Annotated in this window: 16 protein-coding genes and 1 pseudogene; 7 read left to right on the plus strand and 10 right to left on the minus strand. The window is 60.6% G+C overall.

From position 1 onward, the window contains the following. Positions 1–141: 141 nt before the first annotated feature. The 6 genes from QF050_RS15430 to QF050_RS15455 all read right to left on the minus strand — a co-directional run bounded on the left by QF050_RS15430 (position 142) and on the right by QF050_RS15455 (position 7,562). Entirely contained in the window at positions 142–1,002 is an 861-nt protein-coding gene (locus tag QF050_RS15430) for a carbohydrate ABC transporter permease (protein ID WP_308931212.1), read from the minus strand. Further along, positions 999–1,841 carry a sugar ABC transporter permease gene (locus QF050_RS15435; protein WP_308931213.1) on the minus strand — a complete coding sequence of 281 codons (843 nt, stop codon included), beginning with the start codon at positions 1,839–1,841 and terminating at the stop codon, positions 999–1,001. Before QF050_RS15435 ends, QF050_RS15430 begins: the two co-directional genes overlap by 4 nt. 125 nt (positions 1,842–1,966) lie before the next feature. Further along, the gene (locus tag QF050_RS15440) at positions 1,967–3,274 is read right to left on the minus strand and encodes an extracellular solute-binding protein (protein WP_308931214.1); all 1,308 of its coding nucleotides are present in this window, start codon (positions 3,272–3,274) and stop codon (positions 1,967–1,969) included. Between the two features lie 14 nt (positions 3,275–3,288). Further along, entirely contained in the window at positions 3,289–4,146 is an 858-nt protein-coding gene (locus QF050_RS15445) for a sugar phosphate isomerase/epimerase family protein (protein WP_308931215.1), read from the minus strand. A gap of 13 nt (positions 4,147–4,159) precedes the next feature. Then, positions 4,160–5,953, minus strand: coding sequence for a thiamine pyrophosphate-binding protein (locus QF050_RS15450; protein ID WP_308931216.1), 1,794 nt, complete (start codon positions 5,951–5,953; stop codon positions 4,160–4,162). After that, a complete protein-coding gene (locus QF050_RS15455; protein ID WP_308931217.1) occupies positions 5,946–7,562 on the minus strand; it encodes a GMC family oxidoreductase in 1,617 nt (538 codons plus the stop codon). Before QF050_RS15455 ends, QF050_RS15450 begins: the two co-directional genes overlap by 8 nt. A gap of 329 nt (positions 7,563–7,891) precedes the next feature. Between QF050_RS15455 and QF050_RS15460 the strand changes: the two genes are divergently transcribed. Next, complete coding sequence (locus QF050_RS15460) at positions 7,892–8,512, plus strand: TetR family transcriptional regulator (protein WP_308931218.1); 621 nt, start codon at positions 7,892–7,894, stop codon at positions 8,510–8,512. Positions 8,513–8,665: 153 nt separating this feature from the next. Here the strand turns inward: QF050_RS15460 and QF050_RS15465 are convergent, their stop codons facing one another. The 3 genes from QF050_RS15465 to QF050_RS15475 all read right to left on the minus strand — a co-directional run bounded on the left by QF050_RS15465 (position 8,666) and on the right by QF050_RS15475 (position 10,769). After that, positions 8,666–9,277 carry a TetR family transcriptional regulator gene (locus tag QF050_RS15465; RefSeq protein WP_308931219.1) on the minus strand — a complete coding sequence of 204 codons (612 nt, stop codon included), beginning with the start codon at positions 9,275–9,277 and terminating at the stop codon, positions 8,666–8,668. Continuing rightward, positions 9,261–9,869 (minus strand): sugar O-acetyltransferase, encoded by a 609-nt coding sequence (locus QF050_RS15470; RefSeq protein ID WP_308931220.1) that lies wholly within the window; start codon positions 9,867–9,869, stop codon positions 9,261–9,263. The genes QF050_RS15465 and QF050_RS15470 overlap by 17 nt, the downstream gene beginning before the upstream one ends. A 267-nt stretch (positions 9,870–10,136) precedes the next feature. After that, complete coding sequence (locus tag QF050_RS15475; protein ID WP_308931221.1) at positions 10,137–10,769, minus strand: phosphotransferase; 633 nt, start codon at positions 10,767–10,769, stop codon at positions 10,137–10,139. A 239-nt stretch (positions 10,770–11,008) separates the two neighbouring features. Here QF050_RS15475 and QF050_RS15480 point away from each other — a divergent pair. Continuing rightward, positions 11,009–11,536, plus strand: a pseudogene (locus tag QF050_RS15480) (recombinase family protein). A gap of 60 nt (positions 11,537–11,596) precedes the next feature. Here the strand turns inward: QF050_RS15480 and QF050_RS15485 are convergent. Beyond that, the gene (locus tag QF050_RS15485) at positions 11,597–12,295 is read right to left on the minus strand and encodes a GntR family transcriptional regulator (protein ID WP_110543373.1); all 699 of its coding nucleotides are present in this window, start codon (positions 12,293–12,295) and stop codon (positions 11,597–11,599) included. Positions 12,296–12,527: 232 nt separating this feature from the next. On the opposite strand from QF050_RS15485, the gene QF050_RS15490 reads away from it, so the two are divergent. The 5 genes from QF050_RS15490 (at position 12,528) to QF050_RS15510 (ending at position 17,634) form a co-directional block, all read left to right on the plus strand. Then, positions 12,528–13,694: a mandelate racemase/muconate lactonizing enzyme family protein gene (locus tag QF050_RS15490; RefSeq protein ID WP_308931222.1), complete on the plus strand. Its 1,167-nt coding sequence runs from the start codon at positions 12,528–12,530 to the stop codon at positions 13,692–13,694. 95 nt (positions 13,695–13,789) lie between these two features. Beyond that, a complete protein-coding gene (locus QF050_RS15495) occupies positions 13,790–15,163 on the plus strand; it encodes a cation:dicarboxylate symporter family transporter (protein WP_308931223.1) in 1,374 nt (457 codons plus the stop codon). A gap of 99 nt (positions 15,164–15,262) precedes the next feature. Further along, positions 15,263–16,210, plus strand: a complete 948-nt coding sequence (locus QF050_RS15500; RefSeq protein WP_308931224.1) for a phosphoglycerate dehydrogenase — start codon at positions 15,263–15,265, stop codon at positions 16,208–16,210. Between the two features lie 36 nt (positions 16,211–16,246). Next, positions 16,247–17,326 (plus strand): tartrate dehydrogenase, encoded by a 1,080-nt coding sequence (locus tag QF050_RS15505; protein WP_308931225.1) that lies wholly within the window; start codon positions 16,247–16,249, stop codon positions 17,324–17,326. 53 nt (positions 17,327–17,379) lie between these two features. Beyond that, positions 17,380–17,634, plus strand: coding sequence for a hypothetical protein (locus QF050_RS15510; RefSeq protein WP_308931226.1), 255 nt, complete (start codon positions 17,380–17,382; stop codon positions 17,632–17,634). Positions 17,635–17,648: the final 14 nt, after the last annotated feature.

Genomic DNA, 17,648 nt, shown 5'->3' on the forward strand with positions numbered 1-17,648 from the left:
TCGCTCCTCCCTTTCTCGATTGTGAGTTGAACAGGCCGGGTTTCCCTGCCGGGTTTTGGCTCCACGGATACACGGCGAGAGGTCCGAAGGCTCCGCTGATCAGGTCCGGCCATGAAGCCATGGCCGGACCTGCAGAGCCCCCTACCTGCCGGCCAAGGAGCCAGCCACGCCGCCAACGCTGAAGTACTTGTTCATGGTTGCAAACACGAGGGCCGGTGGAAGCATCATGATCACGGCTACCGCCATCACAGATCCCCAGTCGGTGGAGTGCTGTTGGAAGAATGTCTGAACGCCGATTGGCAGGGTGAAGGTTCCGGAGGACCGGAGGAAGATGCTGGCCACAAGGTAGTCGTTCCAGGCCATGAGGAAGGTGAAGATGGCCGTGGACAGAATACCGGGCAGAGAGTTCCTGAGAACGATGTGCCAGAAGCTGCCAAACACGGATGCACCGTCGATCCAGGAAGCTTCTTCCAGGCTTCCTGGAATGCCGTCCATGTAGGAGGCCATCATCCACGTCGCCACCGACATGGAGCTGCCCACGTACAGGACGGTGATGCCGATCAGGTTGTCGGCAAGGCCCATGCCCGAGAAGAGGATAAACAGCGGAATAACCGAGGTAATGACCGGCAGGGATTGGATAACAAACAAGAGCAACGAGTAGCCTTCGACAAGCCGGCTGCGGCCCCGCGAAAGCACATATCCTGCCGGGGCGGCGACCAGAACAGATACCACGACTGTTGCAAGGGTTACCTGAAGGCTGTTCAGGAGCCACGCCACCACCTGGGTGTCAACGATGACGTGGACGAAGTTCTCCAGGGTGAAGTCACCTGTACCGTTGTTGCCTCGCAGCGACAACACAAACGTGCCGGCAATGGGTACGAGGGCAACTGCTGCGATCGCGATCAGAAGCCAAAATCGCTTCCATTTTCCACGGTCGGCCGGATCGAGGTTCCGACGTATCGGCGCGCTTCCGAGCTTTCGGTTGAGCTGGGTGGTGGTCATTCGACTCTCGACTTTCGGATCTGCCTAAACAGGAAGGTAGCGACAGTGGCCAGGGCGATGGTCATAATGAAGGCGATGGCCACACCAGGTCCGGTCTGGAAGTTTTGGAAGACGGTCCGGTACGCCAACACAACCAACGTGCTGGTGGATCCCACCGGGCCGCCATGGGTCAGCAGGTAGATCGCAGGGAATTCGTTGACGCAGAAAATCGTCATCAGCACCCACGAGATGTAGGTCGGCTTAGCAATAATCGGAAGAGTCATGTACATGAACTGCTGACGCGGAGAGGCGCCATCAATCTTTGCTGCCTCGTAGACACTTTCGTCCACTGAAGTAAGTGCGGCGCTCATCATGAGCATCATGAAGGGGAAGTTCAGCCACACAATAAACAAGCAAACAGTGACCTGGGCAAGGAAAGGATCCGAAAGGAACCTTACTTCGCCCAGCCCCAGGGAGCGGAACAGGGTAGGGATGGGGCTTGAGTCTGTGCTCAGAAGCCAGTTCCACGAGGTGGATGAGACAACCACCGGGACTACCCAGGGCAGTAGCAGTAAGGTCTTGATCAGTCCGCGCGCCGGAACTTTTTGTTGCAGGACAAGTGCAATTCCCAGGCCTGCAAGCCAACTGCCGAAGACCCCGGTGATGGTGAAGACCAGGGTAAAACCGGCGGCTTTCCAAAAGGCCTCACCGCTGAGGACGCGGGCAAAGTTATCCAAACCAACGAAGTCGCCGGCATTGATCAGCGAACCGTCGTGGACGGACTGGAAGGCAGCGTAGACAATCGGGTACGCGTTGGTCAGCAAAAGGAGGATGACGGACGGGGCGATCAGAACCGCCAAAGTCGTTCGCGATTGTCCGGCGACGTGCCGGCGCCGGATGGTTCGACGGGCTGAGTGTTGGGTCTTCGCACGCTGGGCGGCTTGGGACCGCCCAACGGGTGTATCGACTAGCGAAGTTTGGGGAGTCATGACGAGACAACAGCCTTGATATCGCTTTCGAGCTTCGTGAGGGCCGACTTGGCATCGGTCTTGCCTCCGAGCAGGGTCTGACAGAAATCGGCCATTGCCTGTCCGCCGTCGATAGCTGCGAGCTTGGCAGATGACTGGGTTCCCTTAGTGGCAAGCGTCTTCGCGATCGGCTGCCATTTGTTGACGATCGCAACGTTGGACTGGCTTCCGGTGAAGCTGGAGGCTCCAGCAATCGACTTCAGTGCCGGCAGTTGTGAGACCAACTTCTTTTCCCACAGCACCTTCATGTTCTGCAGGTAATGGGTGACGAATGCCTCCGAAGCTTCCTGGGACGGGGTGTTCTTGTACATCATGATGTTGTTGACGTACTGGATGGTGCCCGTGTCTCCGTGAGGTCCCTTAAGCGGATCCATAACGACGACGTCGTTGTCACCTATGGCTTCGTCCAGGCCTACGTAGTAGAAGCCCATACCGATCTTCTTGTTGGTCCATTGCGTGACGAGGTCGTCGTCTTTCAGACTGACGGCCCCGGGGTCGGTCAAGCCTGCCTTGACCGCCTCAATGACGAATTCTGAGGTCTCGGTGTTACGGTCCGTCACGATGTCGAGATCGCCGCCATCGTTGAACAGGCCGCCGCCGTTGTTGATCATCAGGCTCAGAATGGCCATGGGCCCGAAGTTTCCACTGCCGCCGCTGATGCCCCAGGCGTAGTAGCCCTTGGCCGCGATCTTCTTTCCGGCCTCAATGAATTCGGTCCACGTCGTCGGAGCGGCGACGTCGGCGGCCTCAAGTACGGATTTCCGGTACCAGAGGGTCTGGATGTCAACGGCCCAAGGAACGGCGACTGAACCTTGCGGCGTCTTCATCGCATCAAGCACGTTGGGCAGGAAGTCATCGTAAAGGCCATTGGACTTGAAGGATTCGATGAGCTTGTCGGCATACTCTACGGCGCCCTGTGCTGCGAACTGAAAAGCCTGGAAGCCGCCACCGGTGGATACGGCCGGGCCGGTCTTTGACGCGATGGCTGATGAGTAGGTCTCGTTGAAGCCATTCCACAGAACCTGCTGGTAGGAGACGTCCTTGACGTTGCCGGCCCCGGTGAAGGACTTCGCGAGCTTTTCGGCCTCCGTGGCGTACACGGAGGTACCCCAGGGCATGTCCCAGAACTTCAATGTTCCGGAACTTGCGGAGCTTCCGCCGCCTGCGGCGCATGCGGAGAGCGAGGCTGTCAGCGCGGCTGCCCCGGCAAGGGAGAGAAAGCCACGCCGGGACACATTAGAGACCAGCGATGAGTTGTTGTTCATTACTATTCCTCTGATTAGCTGATGGGTTGGGGAGATTGTTGGCTTACACGCCTGACGACGTCGTTCAGGTAGTGGAAGCTCTTGGTTGCGGCATCCAGTGACCCGCACTCAACGGAGAGAACGGTGTCGTGGTCAGCGGATGTCAGGGTGCGAATGATGCGTTCCCAGTCAATGACACCTTCGCCGCAGGCGCAGCCAAGCATCCCGCGGACTTTTCCGCGGTATCTTCGGGCGTCCTCGACGGAGATATCTTTGGCGTGCAGATGGGTGACGTTGGAGATGATGTCGTCCAGCCAAGCGTGAGGATCGTTCTCACTCAGGTAGCTGTTTCCGGTGTCCAGGTTGATAGTCAGGACAGGGCTATCGACAAGCTTCATTAGCCGGTCCAGCCCTTGAGGTGTTGCCGTGAAGGGGCCGTGGGTCTCGATGGCGATGGCGATGCCGCGAGGTTCTGCGACCATGACGGCTTCTTGGAGGGTGTACTTCATCAAGGTGAAGTTCTCCTCCTCGGTGGTCCATCCGGATACGGGACCGTCGTCGACCATGATCATTGGCGAGCCACACTCAGCTGCGTAGCGGATGGCCTGTTTGAGGTAGTCCACCGCGATATCTGGTTTGGCCAGCGGCGCATGGCTGGAGATCGACGAGATCCGCAGGCTGCGGCTTTCCGCTGCATGCTTGAGCTTCAGCGGGTCATCCAGCATAGACCTGCTGTGGAAGTAGCCGGCCTCGCTCAGGAGTTCACGGCCCCAGTGGACCATGGGCTCCACGTATCGGTAGCCGATTTCCGCCGCTCGATCCATGGCCCAGTCGAATGACCCATTTTCGTAGCGTGCAAACTCGAGATTGAGACCAAGGCTGATATTTCCCATGGCATTTACCCCGCTAGAATCCGCGCTGGGCGACGTACTCGTCGCGGGTCTCACCGTGGTAGGCAGGAACAGCGATGTCCCACCAACCGGTCGGGTGCATCTCACTCCAGGGCAGCTCGTGGGCGCTCATGGCTTCGATGACGACGGGGCCCTCGGTGGCGAAACCACGTTCTATCGCTTCCGCTAAGCGGGCGGGATCTTCGACCCGTTCGGCAGTGCATCCGAGGGAACGGGCAAATTCGGCGATGTTGGCAAAGTAGGGCTTCCCATCGGGAGTGCACCAGTTCGTGATGAGCCTCCGGTCGGCACCGAACAGGCTGATCTGGAGGTCCTTGATTGCCTCCCAGCCGCCGTTGTTCAAAACAACGACGACGAGAGGGGTTCCCAGCATCACAGCGGTTGAAAGCTCGGTTCCGGTCTGCAGGAAACTGCCGTCACCCACCATGGCGAGGACGGGGGTCCCCGGGGCGGCGATCTGGGCGCCGATGGCCGCCGGGAGACCGAAACCAATACCAGACATACCGCCGGCAACGATGTTGGTCTTCGGCCCGTAGATCGGAAATTCATTGAAGGCTTGGTTGGCGGGGTTGCTTGAGTCCGTGACCAGGATGCCCTCGCGCGGGAGTGCTTTACGGATCTCAACCATGGCACGGGAGTTGGTCATAGGGAGGTAGTCAGTCTCCCGCATGGGTGCGAGGTGATTTTCCCAGCGCTGCTTGTAGTCCTGGAGTTCTTCAAAGTACTCCGTGCCGTGGTAATCACGGCCGTCGCCCAGTTGCTCACGCAGCAGGGCCAGAGAGCTCTTTGCGTCACCGACGATGCCGACCTCGACAGGGTAGTTGCGTCCAATCTCAAAGCCATCGATGTCGATCTGGACGAGCTTGGTCTTGGCAGGGATGTTGAAGGTGATCCCCTCTTTGTAGGAAGAGGTGATGCGGTCGCTAAAGCGGCATCCGACGGCGAGGACGACGTCGGCCTGGGTGGTCATTCGGTTGCCCGGGATAGACCCCATGTCCCCGCAGGGCCACGCGTAGAGATCGTGGTCGGCGGGCAACGCGCCCTTACCCATGAAGGAGTGCGTCACAGGCGCGCCCAGCCGTTCGGCGACCGAGCGCAGTTCCTCACTCGCTTCGGCTGCAATGACGCCACCGCCGGCAAGAATGACGGGGCGCTTGGCCGACGCCAACAGGGCCGCTGCTTCAGCAATGGTCCTGGCATCACCTGTAGGCCGAGTGCGGGGACGCCGGTGACCAGGAACGTGCACGTATGTGCCGAACTCGGCCTGCAGGTCCTGGGGGACATCAACCAGAACAGGTCCCTTTCGGCCCTCATTCATGGTGTTGAACGCCTGAGCCATGACCGTGGGGATCTGCTCGAGGCGGCTTGGCTGCCACCAGCGCTTGACGACAGGTTCGGCCATGCGAGGGAAGTTGTTGCCATGGGGTCGGTCGATTTCCTGGAGCACGCCGCGGTTTTCCATGTAGGTGTGGACGGCGCCGGTGATGAGGATGAACGGCTGGGAGTCGGCGAAGGCCGTTACCAGGCCGGTCAGCGTATTCGTGGCGCCGGGGCCGATAGAGGTGCACACGGCTGCAATTTTGCCCGAGGCCCTGTAGTAACCGTCGGCCATGTGCGCAGCACCCTGCTCGTGCATTGCAGGTATCACCTGGATTTCGTCTGAACGGTCGACGAAGGCGTCCAGAAGGGCGGTGTTGCCGTGGCCGGGCACCGCGAAGACTCGATCAACGCCTTCGCGGATAAGGCAGTCGACAATCATCTGTCCGCCGGTCAGCTGCTTCTCAGTCATTGTGGTTGCTTCCTGTAAGTACGGGTGTTATCGGTAGAAATTGGTTCTGACGTACCGCGGCCCAGTGCTGGCTTGCCCCAGGCACGATGTGCTCAGCAACGCGGAAGGCGTTTGCTGCGATCGTCAGGGCCGGGTTCATCACGGGTAGCGATGGGAAGAAGGACGAGTCAACGACGAAGAGGTTGTCGACATCGTGGGTGCGGCAGGTCGAATCGAGCACCGAGGTCCGGGGGTCTTCCCCAGCCTTGATGGTTCCTGCCTGATGGGAGTTCACGGCGATCCCCGTGGTCTCGCTGAAGATCATCGGGTAGCCCATCTTGTGCAGAATCCGTTTAACCTCCTTTACGAGAAGCTGATGGGCACGGACGTTGTTCGGTGTCCAGTTGATCTGGATTCCCTTGTCGTCTCGGAGGGTTACACGGTTCTCAGGGTCCGGCAGGTCTTCAGTGAACAGCCACCAGTCGAGGCTGTGCCCGGCGGCGATGTCCAACGCCCATTTGGGGATGAGGGGTTTTTGCCCAACCAGCATGGCACCTTGGAGTTTGCCGATGAGCTGAACGTGGCCGAGAGGATAGGGAAAGTCTTGGGTGCCCTTAAGCAGGTAGTCATTGAAGTAGAGCGTTTTTTGGAACTCAACTTTGTTACGCTGCGGGTGGAATGCCACCATGATGCTGTTGTTGTGCACCATGTAGTTTCGCCCGACCATTCCCGAAGAATTGGCAAGCCCGTTGGGGTGTTTATCATTCGCCGACCTCAGCAGCAGGGCCGCTGAGTTCACCGCACCACACGAAACCACGACCTTGCCGGCTTCGATGACGATGCTCTTCCCGCCGACAGTGACCTGCACGCCGGTAGCCGTCTGCCCCGAACTCTCCGTCAAGACCTTCTCGGCGTAGGCCCCGGTGAGAATCTCGACCGTGCCGCTTTCAAGAGCTGGCCGGACGCAAGCGATGTCGGCGTCCATTTTTGCAAGGACCCGGCAAGGGAATCCGTCGCAGGTGCGGCAACGAATGCAGGTGCCGCCCTGCCTCAAGTCGATGCCCAGGGGAATATTGGACGGAGTCAGTCCCTGCCGGCGCAAGCCATCCGCAACTTTTTGAATTTCGGGTTCGTGCCCAATCGCGGGGTACGGGAACGGTTCATCCCTAGGCAAAGTGGGATCGTCAGTGTGATCACCGTGGACTCTGTAGACATGCTCCGCCCGTGAATAGTAAGGGGAAAGGTCGTTGTAGCCGAAAGGCCACTGAGGGGATATGCCTTCCTCGTGCTCGGAGGCGGCAAAGTCTTCACGGCGGAAACGGACCAACGACGAACCGTAGAACTTGGTATTGCCTCCCACGTAGTAGTACGTCCCGGGACTGAAGGCCTCCCCAGACGAGGAGTACCACTTCTCAGCGTTCTTGTACCGGCCCTGCTCAAAGACGGCGTCCGGATTCCAGTTCTGCGGCTCCTGCGGTACGAATCCTCCGCGTTCGATAAGCAAAATGCTGGCCCCGCTGTCCTTCAATGCATAGGCGAGGGTGCCTCCACCCATGCCACTGCCGACGATGACAACGTCATAGCTCGACTTCGTGGGAGCATGCGCCTGCAAAGGAGTCTGAACAGTCATTATCTTTTGAACCTCTCGATTTTCTAGCCGGTTGATGCGCGTATAAGCGGTATCTGCTCGATGCCTTCGTGCTGCTCATGCTGCCGCGAGCCCCATCACCTATAAGCAAGAGTACAGGGAATATTCAATTACTCAAGCCTACCCTTGTGCTCGGACACTCAAAGAGTCCAACATAACCATCATTTGGTGATCACCATCACATCCAATGTGGATCTAGTGTACGATCGTACTTATTAGTTGTCTAGTGTACGTACGTACGTATCGTGGACTTGGCGAGAATTTAGTTCCGTATAGAAGCTGCAGGAGTTATGGACTAGAAGGGCCCTTCAATGAGCGATGAAGAACATCTGGAACCGCCCACGCCCCTTATTCGCCACTCCGGCCCAAGAAAACGGAGGTTTGACCCGAGACGAAAAGACCGAATAGTAGACGCTGCCCTCGTTGTCCTCACAGCAAACGGCGTGGTAGGAACTACCCTGCGAGGCATCGCTGTTGAGGCCGATGTCCCGTTGGGGTCCTTGACCTATCACTTCTCTGGAATGCAGGATTTGCTCAAGGCCGTGTTCAGGAAGTTTGTCGCGGTCAAGCTCGAACGCCTGGAGCGCCATCTCGCCAACTGCCGCAGTCGAGCCGAGGCGACCCGCCAAATAATGGCAATGATCAACGAAGACGCCTCCCGGCCGGAGGCCGGACTGGCCCTTTCAAGCGAGTTCCAGGCTATGGTTCTGCGTGACTCCGACTTCTTAGCATTGGCCAGCGAGTGGATTGAAGGTAGCTCCCGAATCCTTGAACCCCATTTTGGCCCGGAGGCGGCTCAACTTCTGGAATCACTGATGGTCGGCCTGGCATTCCGAAAATACACATCACCGGAAGATTGGCCGGAAGGCCTTCTGGGTATATGTACTCAGCTCGGAACCTTTGGTCCCGGAACGCCCACTCCATGGGCGTAAGGCGGCCGCCCAGACCTCACGCCCGCCGAGTAGTTACCTTCAATTACTCTCACATCGGCAACGGGCAGACAGACTGCGCTCCGGCTAAGCAAACCCGTTCGTCTCAACCGGAAACCAAAGGGAGCCCACGGCCAAGGCCATCCAGCATCTGGCTTAGCGAGGATTCGCGCCGTCGGAGAAAAACAAGCCGAGTCCCTGAGGTTCCACGGCGAAATTCTCCGGTTCGACGCCGTCCAGCAGCTTGTCGACTGCGTCGGCGACCATCGTGCGGTCGTAGTCTTGGGGCTCGAAGGCTCGATGTATCGATAGCCCCTCGACGAGGGCATCGAGCTGCCGGGCCACCGTTGAATCGAAGTGCCGTTCAAAGGCCGTCCTGCTGCGCATCATCCAGTCATGCGTTAGATGCCGGAACTCCTGCTTGCGCGCTGCAAGAGTGTATAGCTCAAGCGTCAACACCAATGCGTCGCGGTCTCCATAGGTGTCCTGCACGATCATCTCTACCACGGCCTTCTTGACATCATCTGCGGACGAGGCCTCGTTCATTCTCCGCTCGAACCTGTCACTGATCCTGGTGGCGAACAGGGTCAGCGCTTCATGGAGAAGCTCGTCTATTCCGGCGAAATGGTAGGTCATGGAACCCAACGGCACGTTCGCCAAGGCAGCAATCTTCCGGTGCGATGTACCGGCGACCCCTTCGGCAGCTATCAATTCCAAAGTAGCTTCGAGGATGCGATTCCGGCGTTCCGGATCAAACCTTCGAGTCATTGACCCATTCCTCCACAGATCGGACGGGTTTTGCCGGCACACCAAGAGCAACAACTCCTGCAGGAATGTCATGGGTGACCACCGAACCGGCACCTACAACACTATCTTCTCCGATGGTGACCCCTGGGAGGACGATAACTCCGGCGCCCAACCACACATTGTCACCAATGACGATCGGTTTGGCCGCCTCAAGTTTGTCCCGCCGAGGTCCCGCAGCCACAGGGTGTGTAGGAGTCAGCAGTTGGACGTTAGGGCCAATCTGACAATCCTTCCCGATGCTGATGGAAGCTACATCCAGCGCCGTCAGGTTGTAGTTAATGAACGTGCCGTCACCTATCGAGATATTGGCTCCATAGTCGACATAGATAGGCGCGCGAACATGGACGTCCCCGCCCACGTGACCCAAAAGCTCCCTCATAACCGCTTGGGCCCCTTCTGCATCCTCGAGAAAAGCCGCTTGGAACTTCCCCGCCAAGCTGATGGCCCGCTGCTGTCGTTTGGAAATCTCAGGGTCATCAGACATGTACAGATCACCGGCAGCCATACGTTCGTAATTCGTTCTCGGATCGCCGGAGAAGTAGTCGTGGGCCATGTGTACAACTGTACTAAAAGCCGTCTGGTTCGTCCTCGGCACGACCACGAATTCACGGGTGCGGAGGCGGCCAAAGGCTGCATCACCATGGCGACAGCGCAACACATGCGGACTACCAGCAGTTCGGGCACTCCTAGACCGCCTCCCGTATCGCTGACCGGTTCGATGTGGGTGCCGCGTGTCCGCGCGCGGCAGGCCGTCGACTATGGACCCTGACGGGATCGGAAGCGCCTTACGCCCCGTACCAAGCACGGATGCAGGTCACTGTCACAAGAGCAGCGCCACGAGCTCTCCAAGTCGCCCGAACAGGTCGGGGAGGCCGCGCACACCGTTGCGTACGGACTCGTGCGAGAGCGCGAGGTCAGGGCCGGTGCTCGACTCGACACCGGCGAGGCACCGGAGGATGTTCCACCTCGTGTGCCCCAACCAGCCGCCGATCATAAAGACAAACCAGCCTGGACCTGGCGGCGGCAGCACTCCGCCTCCCGCGACATAGCCGTCGAGAACGGAGCGGAAAATGGCGGGCTCGATGTCCTCCAAGCCGGGTCCCTTTGCCAGGCTCAGCGCGGTCGAGCCGAGTTCACTGGACAAATCGAGCATCCCCGAGAGCTCCCAGTCGAGCACCACCGGCCGCCCCTCTCGAGCGAGCAGATTCCACGGTTGGATGTCCCTGCGGGTCAGCACGACGGGGCCACGCCGTTCGCAGGCTTCGACGAAGTGGGCAATCGCGAGGAACGTCTCGACTTGAGAGGCAAGCTCACCGGCCCACGGCTGTCCGGTTGCCGTCGCCCGCGCGGCGAGCTCGGACCAGTCTTGTGACGCCGGGTCCTCGATCGATACATTCGTCCACGGGACGTCGAGCGCATGGATGCGAGCGAGGGGGCGAGGCCCGTTCGACATCTTCGTATTGCTCGCGCCCGAGCTAAAACATTTCAGTCCGCCCCAGCAAGAGGAACTGGCAGGACCAACTGAGCCATGGCGTCTTGAAAAGCAACAGTTTTTCGAGACAAGGACGTGGTGTCGATGAGGATCGAAGGAACCGGCGGCCTGCCGGTCCGCCGCGTGTCTTGAAAAGATGTATCACCGCGAATCGTCTCAGATGGGTGCTGACTGGGGGCTTCTGAGGCAAAATGGGCCGATTGAGACAACTTGGGTATACGCGTGTGAGTAAGTCGGGTCAGGACGCGAAGCTGCAGCTCGACGCGCTTGTCGATGCCGGAGTGCAGAAGCGTGATGTTTTCGCTGACGTCACGTCCGGAACCAAGGCAGAACACGGTGAACCTGCTGCGGGAACGCGGTGTGTACCTGAGATCCACTTCGGACGGTATTGACCCCACAACAGCGTCGGGCGAGCTGATGCTGAACATGCTTGCGACTTTGGCCGAGTACGAGCGGGAGCTGATCGTCGAACGCGTGAACGCGTGAACGCGGGCATTGCCGCGGCGCGGCAGGGCGGAACCCGGTTCGGCCAGCCACTCTCCGACCCGGTCGTGATAGCCGACAAACTTCGGATCGTGACCGACGCGCGGGGCAAGGGGGACCTGCTCCGAAATCAACGAACATCCGACTGCATGTCTCAACTATGGATCCTTTATGGAGACAGTCGGTTTGTTGCGCCTATGGCTTGTGGTTCACGGCGCTCTGTGACGGCGTTTTGGCGGCGCTAAATGTCGCGCCTCCTGACGCTAGTAAGCAGAAGAGATCAGATCTAGGAGCAGACAGGGGCTCTAAGCGGTTCTTTCGAGGTCGGGTGATGATGCGTTCTCCCGCTCCTCCAACGCCCCAGTTACCGATGCGGTGAGGCTGTTGGCGATGTGGGTGCGGGCCAGTTCTGCTGCGCCGGGTCCGTCTCCGGCGGTGACGAGTTCCAGGATCTGGTGGTGCTGGTTCAGGTCGATGGTGCGGGGCTCATCACCGGAAGGCAGTTCCAAGCCGATGCGCCGGTAGCGGTCCGACTTGTCCCACAGATCGTCCAGGAGCTTGATGAGGGTGGCGTTGTGCGAAGCGGTGTAAACGGCGCGGTGGAACTCACGGTGGGCGATGATGGCATCCTCGCCCCACACTTTAGTGACGGGCAACAGCTTCTCGGCGGCAGCGCGCATCATGGCAACATCGTCGTCGGTCCGGCGGTAGGCGGCCAGTTCGGTTGCTGACGGCTCCAAGGAGAGGCGGACTTCCAGGAGCTCGCGGGCTTCGGCGGCGCTCATGTCGGCCACCTTGGAGTCGCGGTGGGTGTCCATAGTGATCAGGCCCTCGCTTGAGAGCCGGCGGATCGCTTCACGCAGGGGGGTGATGCTCATCTGCATGTTCTCGGCCAACTCGTACTGGGAAATGCGCGAGCCAGGGGCTAAGGCGCCGGAGAGGATCATCTGGCGCAATTCGCTGTACGCGAGGCTGCCCTTGCTCGAAAAGACGTTGGTACTCATCTGTCGCTCCAAATCTGCCGGGAGTCGCCCGTTCCCCTTAGTATAGCCCCGTCAGGAAACATCTTATAAGAAATCTGCTCGCTGGGCTTGTGCTCCCGGTCACGGGCAAGCTAACCTCGATTCAACGTCTTATAAGATATTTGATACCAGCTGCTGCAGGTGATGAGACCCTCGGGCAAGTTCCGAGCATCCATCTTATAAGAAATAAGATCCGACCAAGAGAGATTCAAAGATGAAAATCGTTTCCGCCCACGTAGGCACCATCCCCATCAGTTCCTCCATCCGGAACGCGTTCATTGACTTCACCAAGATGGACTGCACAATCATCGCGCTCGTCTCCGATGTCTTCGTTGACGGCAACCCGCTGGTCGGCTACGGGTTCAACTCCAACGGCCGCTACAACGCGACGGGCATCTTGCAGGACCGCATCCTGCCGCGCCTGATGGATGCTCCTGCCGAGGATCTCATGGATGAGAACGGCGAACTGTCACCGGAAAAGGCATGGGACATCATGATGTCCAACGAAAAGCCCGGTGGCCACGGCGAACGGTCGGTCGCCGTCGGCGTGGCCGACATGGCCCTGCACGACCTCGCCGCAAAGATCGCCGGTGTCCCCTTGTACCGCTGGATCTCGGACCACTACGGTGACGGCAATCCGGACAAGGACGTCTTCGTTTATGCCGCCGGCGGCTACTACGCCCCCGGCAAGACCTTGGAAGACCTGCAGAACGAAATGCGCGGCTTCCTTGACCAGGGCTACAACATTGTCAAGATGAAGATCGGCGGCGCCGACCTGGCAGAGGACCTTCGCCGCATCGAGGCCGTGATCGAGGTCCTCGACGGCGATGCGTCCCGCCTGATGGTGGACGTCAACGGCAAGTTCGACCTGGACACCGCCCTGGAATATGGAAAAGCCATCGATAAGTACGGACTGTTCTGGTACGAAGAAGTCGGCGACCCGCTGGACTACGCCCTGAACGCCACCCTTTCCGAGCACTACCGGAACAGCATCGCCACGGGAGAGAACCTGTTCTCCCTCCAGGACGCACGGAACCTGGTCCGCTACGGCGGCATGCGCCCGGACCGGGACTTCATCCAGGTCGACCCGGCCCTGAGCTACGGCCTCACCGAATACCGCCGGATCCAGGACATGCTTGCCCAGCACGGCTGGTCCTCCCGCCGCTGCATCCCCCACGGCGGACACCAGTTCTCCCTGCACATCGCCGCAGCCCTCAAGCTCGGCGGCAACGAGTCCTACCCCGGCGAATTCCAGCCCACCGGCGGCTTCACCGACGACGCAGTCGTCGTCAACAGCCGCGTAGCCCCCGGCGACCTGCCCGGCATTGGCCTGGAAGGCAAGGCCGAGTTCTACAAGGTCCTGCGCGGCCTGCACGAGTAAACCACCCACACCTGTCTGGTCCCGGGCAGCAGAACTGCCCGGGACCAGGCAACCACCCCAAACTTCTCTGTCTGACGTGCAAAGGAGCACCCAAGATGTCTTCCCACACTGTGCAGGACCACCAGCATTCCCCACACCCGCCCAAACAGTCGTCCCGGTTCGGGCGTCTGATCCGTGAACTCTGGTTCCAGGTACTCCTCGGAGGAGTCCTCGGCATCCTCGTAGGCATGTTCATCCCGCAGGTCGGCTCGCAGCTGACCCCTCTCAGCGACTGGTTCATCGCCCTGGTCAAGATGATCATCATCCCGGTCGTCTTCTGCGTCGTCACCCTCGGCGTTGCGTCCATGGACAGCCTCCGCAAAGCAGGACGAATCGGCATCAAGGCCCTTGGTTACTTCATCGTCCTCTCCCTCATCTCGATGCTCATCGGCCTGCTCGTCGCCAACATCTTCCACCCCGGCGACGGCATGAACATCGACGTGTCCAAGCTGAACGCCGACAAGATCCCCGGCGCCGGCAAGAGCTTTGACGGCATCGAGTTCGTCAACAGCCTGATCCCCACGTCATTCTTCGGCGCCCTCACCAGCAGCGCCATCCCGGCCGCCCTCCTGGTCTCCATCGTCTTCGGCGCAGCACTGAACCTCTCGGGCGAATCCGGTGTCCTGCTCACCGGCGGCATCCGCGCCCTATCCACCGTTATTTTCCGGATCGTTGGCTGGCTCATGCGCCTGGCACCCATCGGCACCTTCGGCGCCCTCGCCGCTACCGTGGCCAAGTACGGGGCTACCAGCCTTCAGCAGCTCGGCTTCCTCATCCTGCTCTTCACCGCCACCTGCATCGTTTACGTCCTCGTCGTCCTCGGCATCATCGCCCGGACCTGCGGCCTGAACATCTTCACCGTCATGCGCTACTTCAAAGACGAGCTCCTGATCGCCTTGGCAACATGCTCAAGCGAGGCCGTGCTCCCGCAGGTCATGAAGAAGCTCGAAAACATGGGCGTCGGCAAGCCGACCGTCGGCATCGTCATTCCGTCCGCGTTCTCCTTCAACCTCGACGGATCCGCGATCTACCTGACCATGGCATCCGTCTTCCTGGCCCAGGCCGTCGGGATCCACCTCTCCTGGGAACAGCAGCTGGCCATGGTCGGCATCATGATGATTTCCAGCAAGGGAACAGCCGGCGTCGCCGGCGGAGCCTTCATCGTGCTCGCCGGCTCCCTGGGAGCCGTCAGCGCGATCCCCACCGCGGCCCTCGCGCTCATCGTCGGCGTTGACCGCCTCCTGAACGAAGGCCGCGTCTTCATCAACGTCATCGGCAACGTGCTGGCAACAGTCGTCGTCGGCAAATGGGAGAAAGACTTCGACCTGGAACAGGCCCGCAACGTGATACACGCATCGGGTCGAAAGAAAAACGAACTTCCGGCAAGGACGGCCGACCACGTCGAGACCGAGACGGTCGACGCCCACTAAACCCTGTCAGGGCCGCCTCTCTCCCCGGGGGGCGGCCCTGCCCAGTGTGCACTTCACCCAGCACCAGCCCACCGCTATACCGACGAGGAACACCACACCATGGCCCGGCGCATACTCATCACTACCGACTACCTGCACGCCGGAGATGCCGTCTACGACCTCCTCTGCGACCATGGCCTGGAACCCGTCTACGCACCGTCCAAAGGCTCACGGACACTGGAGGAACGCCGCTCGTTGTTCGGGGGCATATCCGGCGCGATCCTCGCCAGCGAACCGGTCACAGCGGACATGCTCTCCGCCGCCGCATCCCTGAAAGTCATCGCCCGCAGCGGCGTGGGCTACGACTCCATCGACGTCCAGGCCGCGGCCGCACAAGGAATCAGGGTCTGCAACGCCCCCGGAACAAACCACCACTCGGTCGCCGAATTGGCCATCGGACTGATCATCATGTCCGCACGCCATCTCGCGGACGTTACCACCGCTGTCCGCCAGGGCGGCTGGCCCCGGGAAGCCGGCCACGAACTGCGCGCATCCACTCTCGGCATCATCGGCTTCGGTCCCAGCGGACGCGCCACCGCGAACCTGGGCGCAGCCCTGGGCATGAACGTCCTGGTCAGCACCGCCCACCCGGACCCAGCAAACACCACGTTCCAGTTCACGGATCTTGACACCGTCATCGCCGGCGCGGACTACCTCTCCCTGCATACCCGCGGAAGCCAAAGCACCGGCAAACTCATCGACGCGCCCCGGCTGCAAACAATGAAACCCACCGCCGTCCTTATCAACACCGGCCGCGGCTCCCTCGTGGACGAAGAGGCCCTGGCCGAGGCACTCTCCGTCGGCACCATCGGCGGCGCCGCGCTGGACGTACTCGAGAGCGAACCCCTACCCGACGACAGCCCCCTACGCGGCCTGGAGAATGTGCTCATCACCTCCCACCTCGCCGGACAAACGATCGAGGCACGGGCACGGGCCGGCCTGGCTGCCGCACACGCCGTCATAGACGTCCTCGAAAACCGCGAACCGGCCCACCCGGTCGACCGCTAACCCCAAACACCCGACAAAGACGAAGAAGGTTCCCTGATGTCGAAACCCCACCGCATCGCAGTCATTCCCGGCGACGGAATCGGCACCGAAGTCGTGCCCGAAGGCCTGCGCGTCCTGGACGCCGCAGCCTCAGCCTTCGACCTGAACCTCAAATACGAGCACTTCGACTACGCCTCGGCTGACTACTACACCCGGCACGGCAAAATGCTGCCCGACGGGTGGTTTGAGGAACTGAACCAGTTCGACTCCATCTTCTTCGGCGCCGTCGGCTGGCCCGACGTCGTCCCTGACCACGTATCGCTGTGGGGAAGCCTGCTGCAGTTCCGCCGCCATTTCGACCAGTACGTCAGCCTGCGCCCGGTCAAGCTCCTTCCCGGGGTGCCCAGCCCCCTCACCGGGCGTGCCCCTGGCGACGTGGACTTCTACGTCGTGCGCGAAAACACCGAAGGCGAATACTCCAGCATCGGTGGGAAAATCTTCGAAGGCACCGACCGCGAAACCGTGGTCCAGGAAACCGTCATGACCCGCACCGGCGTGGACCGGATCCTCAAGTACGCCTTCGACCTCGCCCAAAGCCGGCCCAGGAAGCACCTGACCTCCGCCACGAAGAGCAACGGCATCTCCATCACCATGCCCTACTGGGACGAGCGCGTGGAAGCCATGGCGAAGGGTTTCACGGACCTGAAGGTGGACAAATACCACATCGACATCCTCGCGGCGAACTTCGTCATGCACCCGGACTGGTTCGACGTCGTCGTCGCCAGCAACCTCTTCGGCGACATCCTTTCCGACCTGGGCCCGGCGTGCACAGGGACCATCGGCATCGCCCCCAGCGGCAACATCAACCCAGAACGCCGGTTCCCCAGCCTCTTCGAGCCCGTCCACGGCTCCGCGCCGGACATTGCCGGCAAGGGCATCGCCAACCCCATCGGCCAGATCTGGTGCGCCGCAATGATGCTGGACCACCTGAGGGAACCCGAGGCCGCTGCCGCCATCACCACCGCCATGGAAACCGTGCTCGCCGATGGACTTCAGGCACTCACACCGGACATGGGCGGCAATGCCACCACAAAGGAACTGGGCGAAGCCGTGGCATCGGCCCTGACTGCATCATGACCCCCTCGACCGGCCCCAGCAACGGGCGCCCACCCGCCGTCGGAGAGCGGATCATGCTCCGACAGCACCTCCACTGGCGACGGCTCATAGGAGCGACCGTTCAGATCCGCCAGCACGGCCAACTCATCCGCACCGGAATCGTGGATGACGCGATGTCAGACTCCACAGCGCTCTGGATCGCAGGCGACGCCACCCAACCACGCACCACGTACGAAGCCGCGCACGGGATCGAGGTGTGGGCCCACCCGGAAGAAGCCGAAGACGGGATCTGCTACCGGACGACATCGACAGCACCATCACATGACTGACCTAGCACGGAGAC

It is taken from the genome of Arthrobacter sp. SLBN-112 (assembly GCF_030944625.1).
GTDB lineage: Bacteria > Actinomycetota > Actinomycetes > Actinomycetales > Micrococcaceae > Arthrobacter.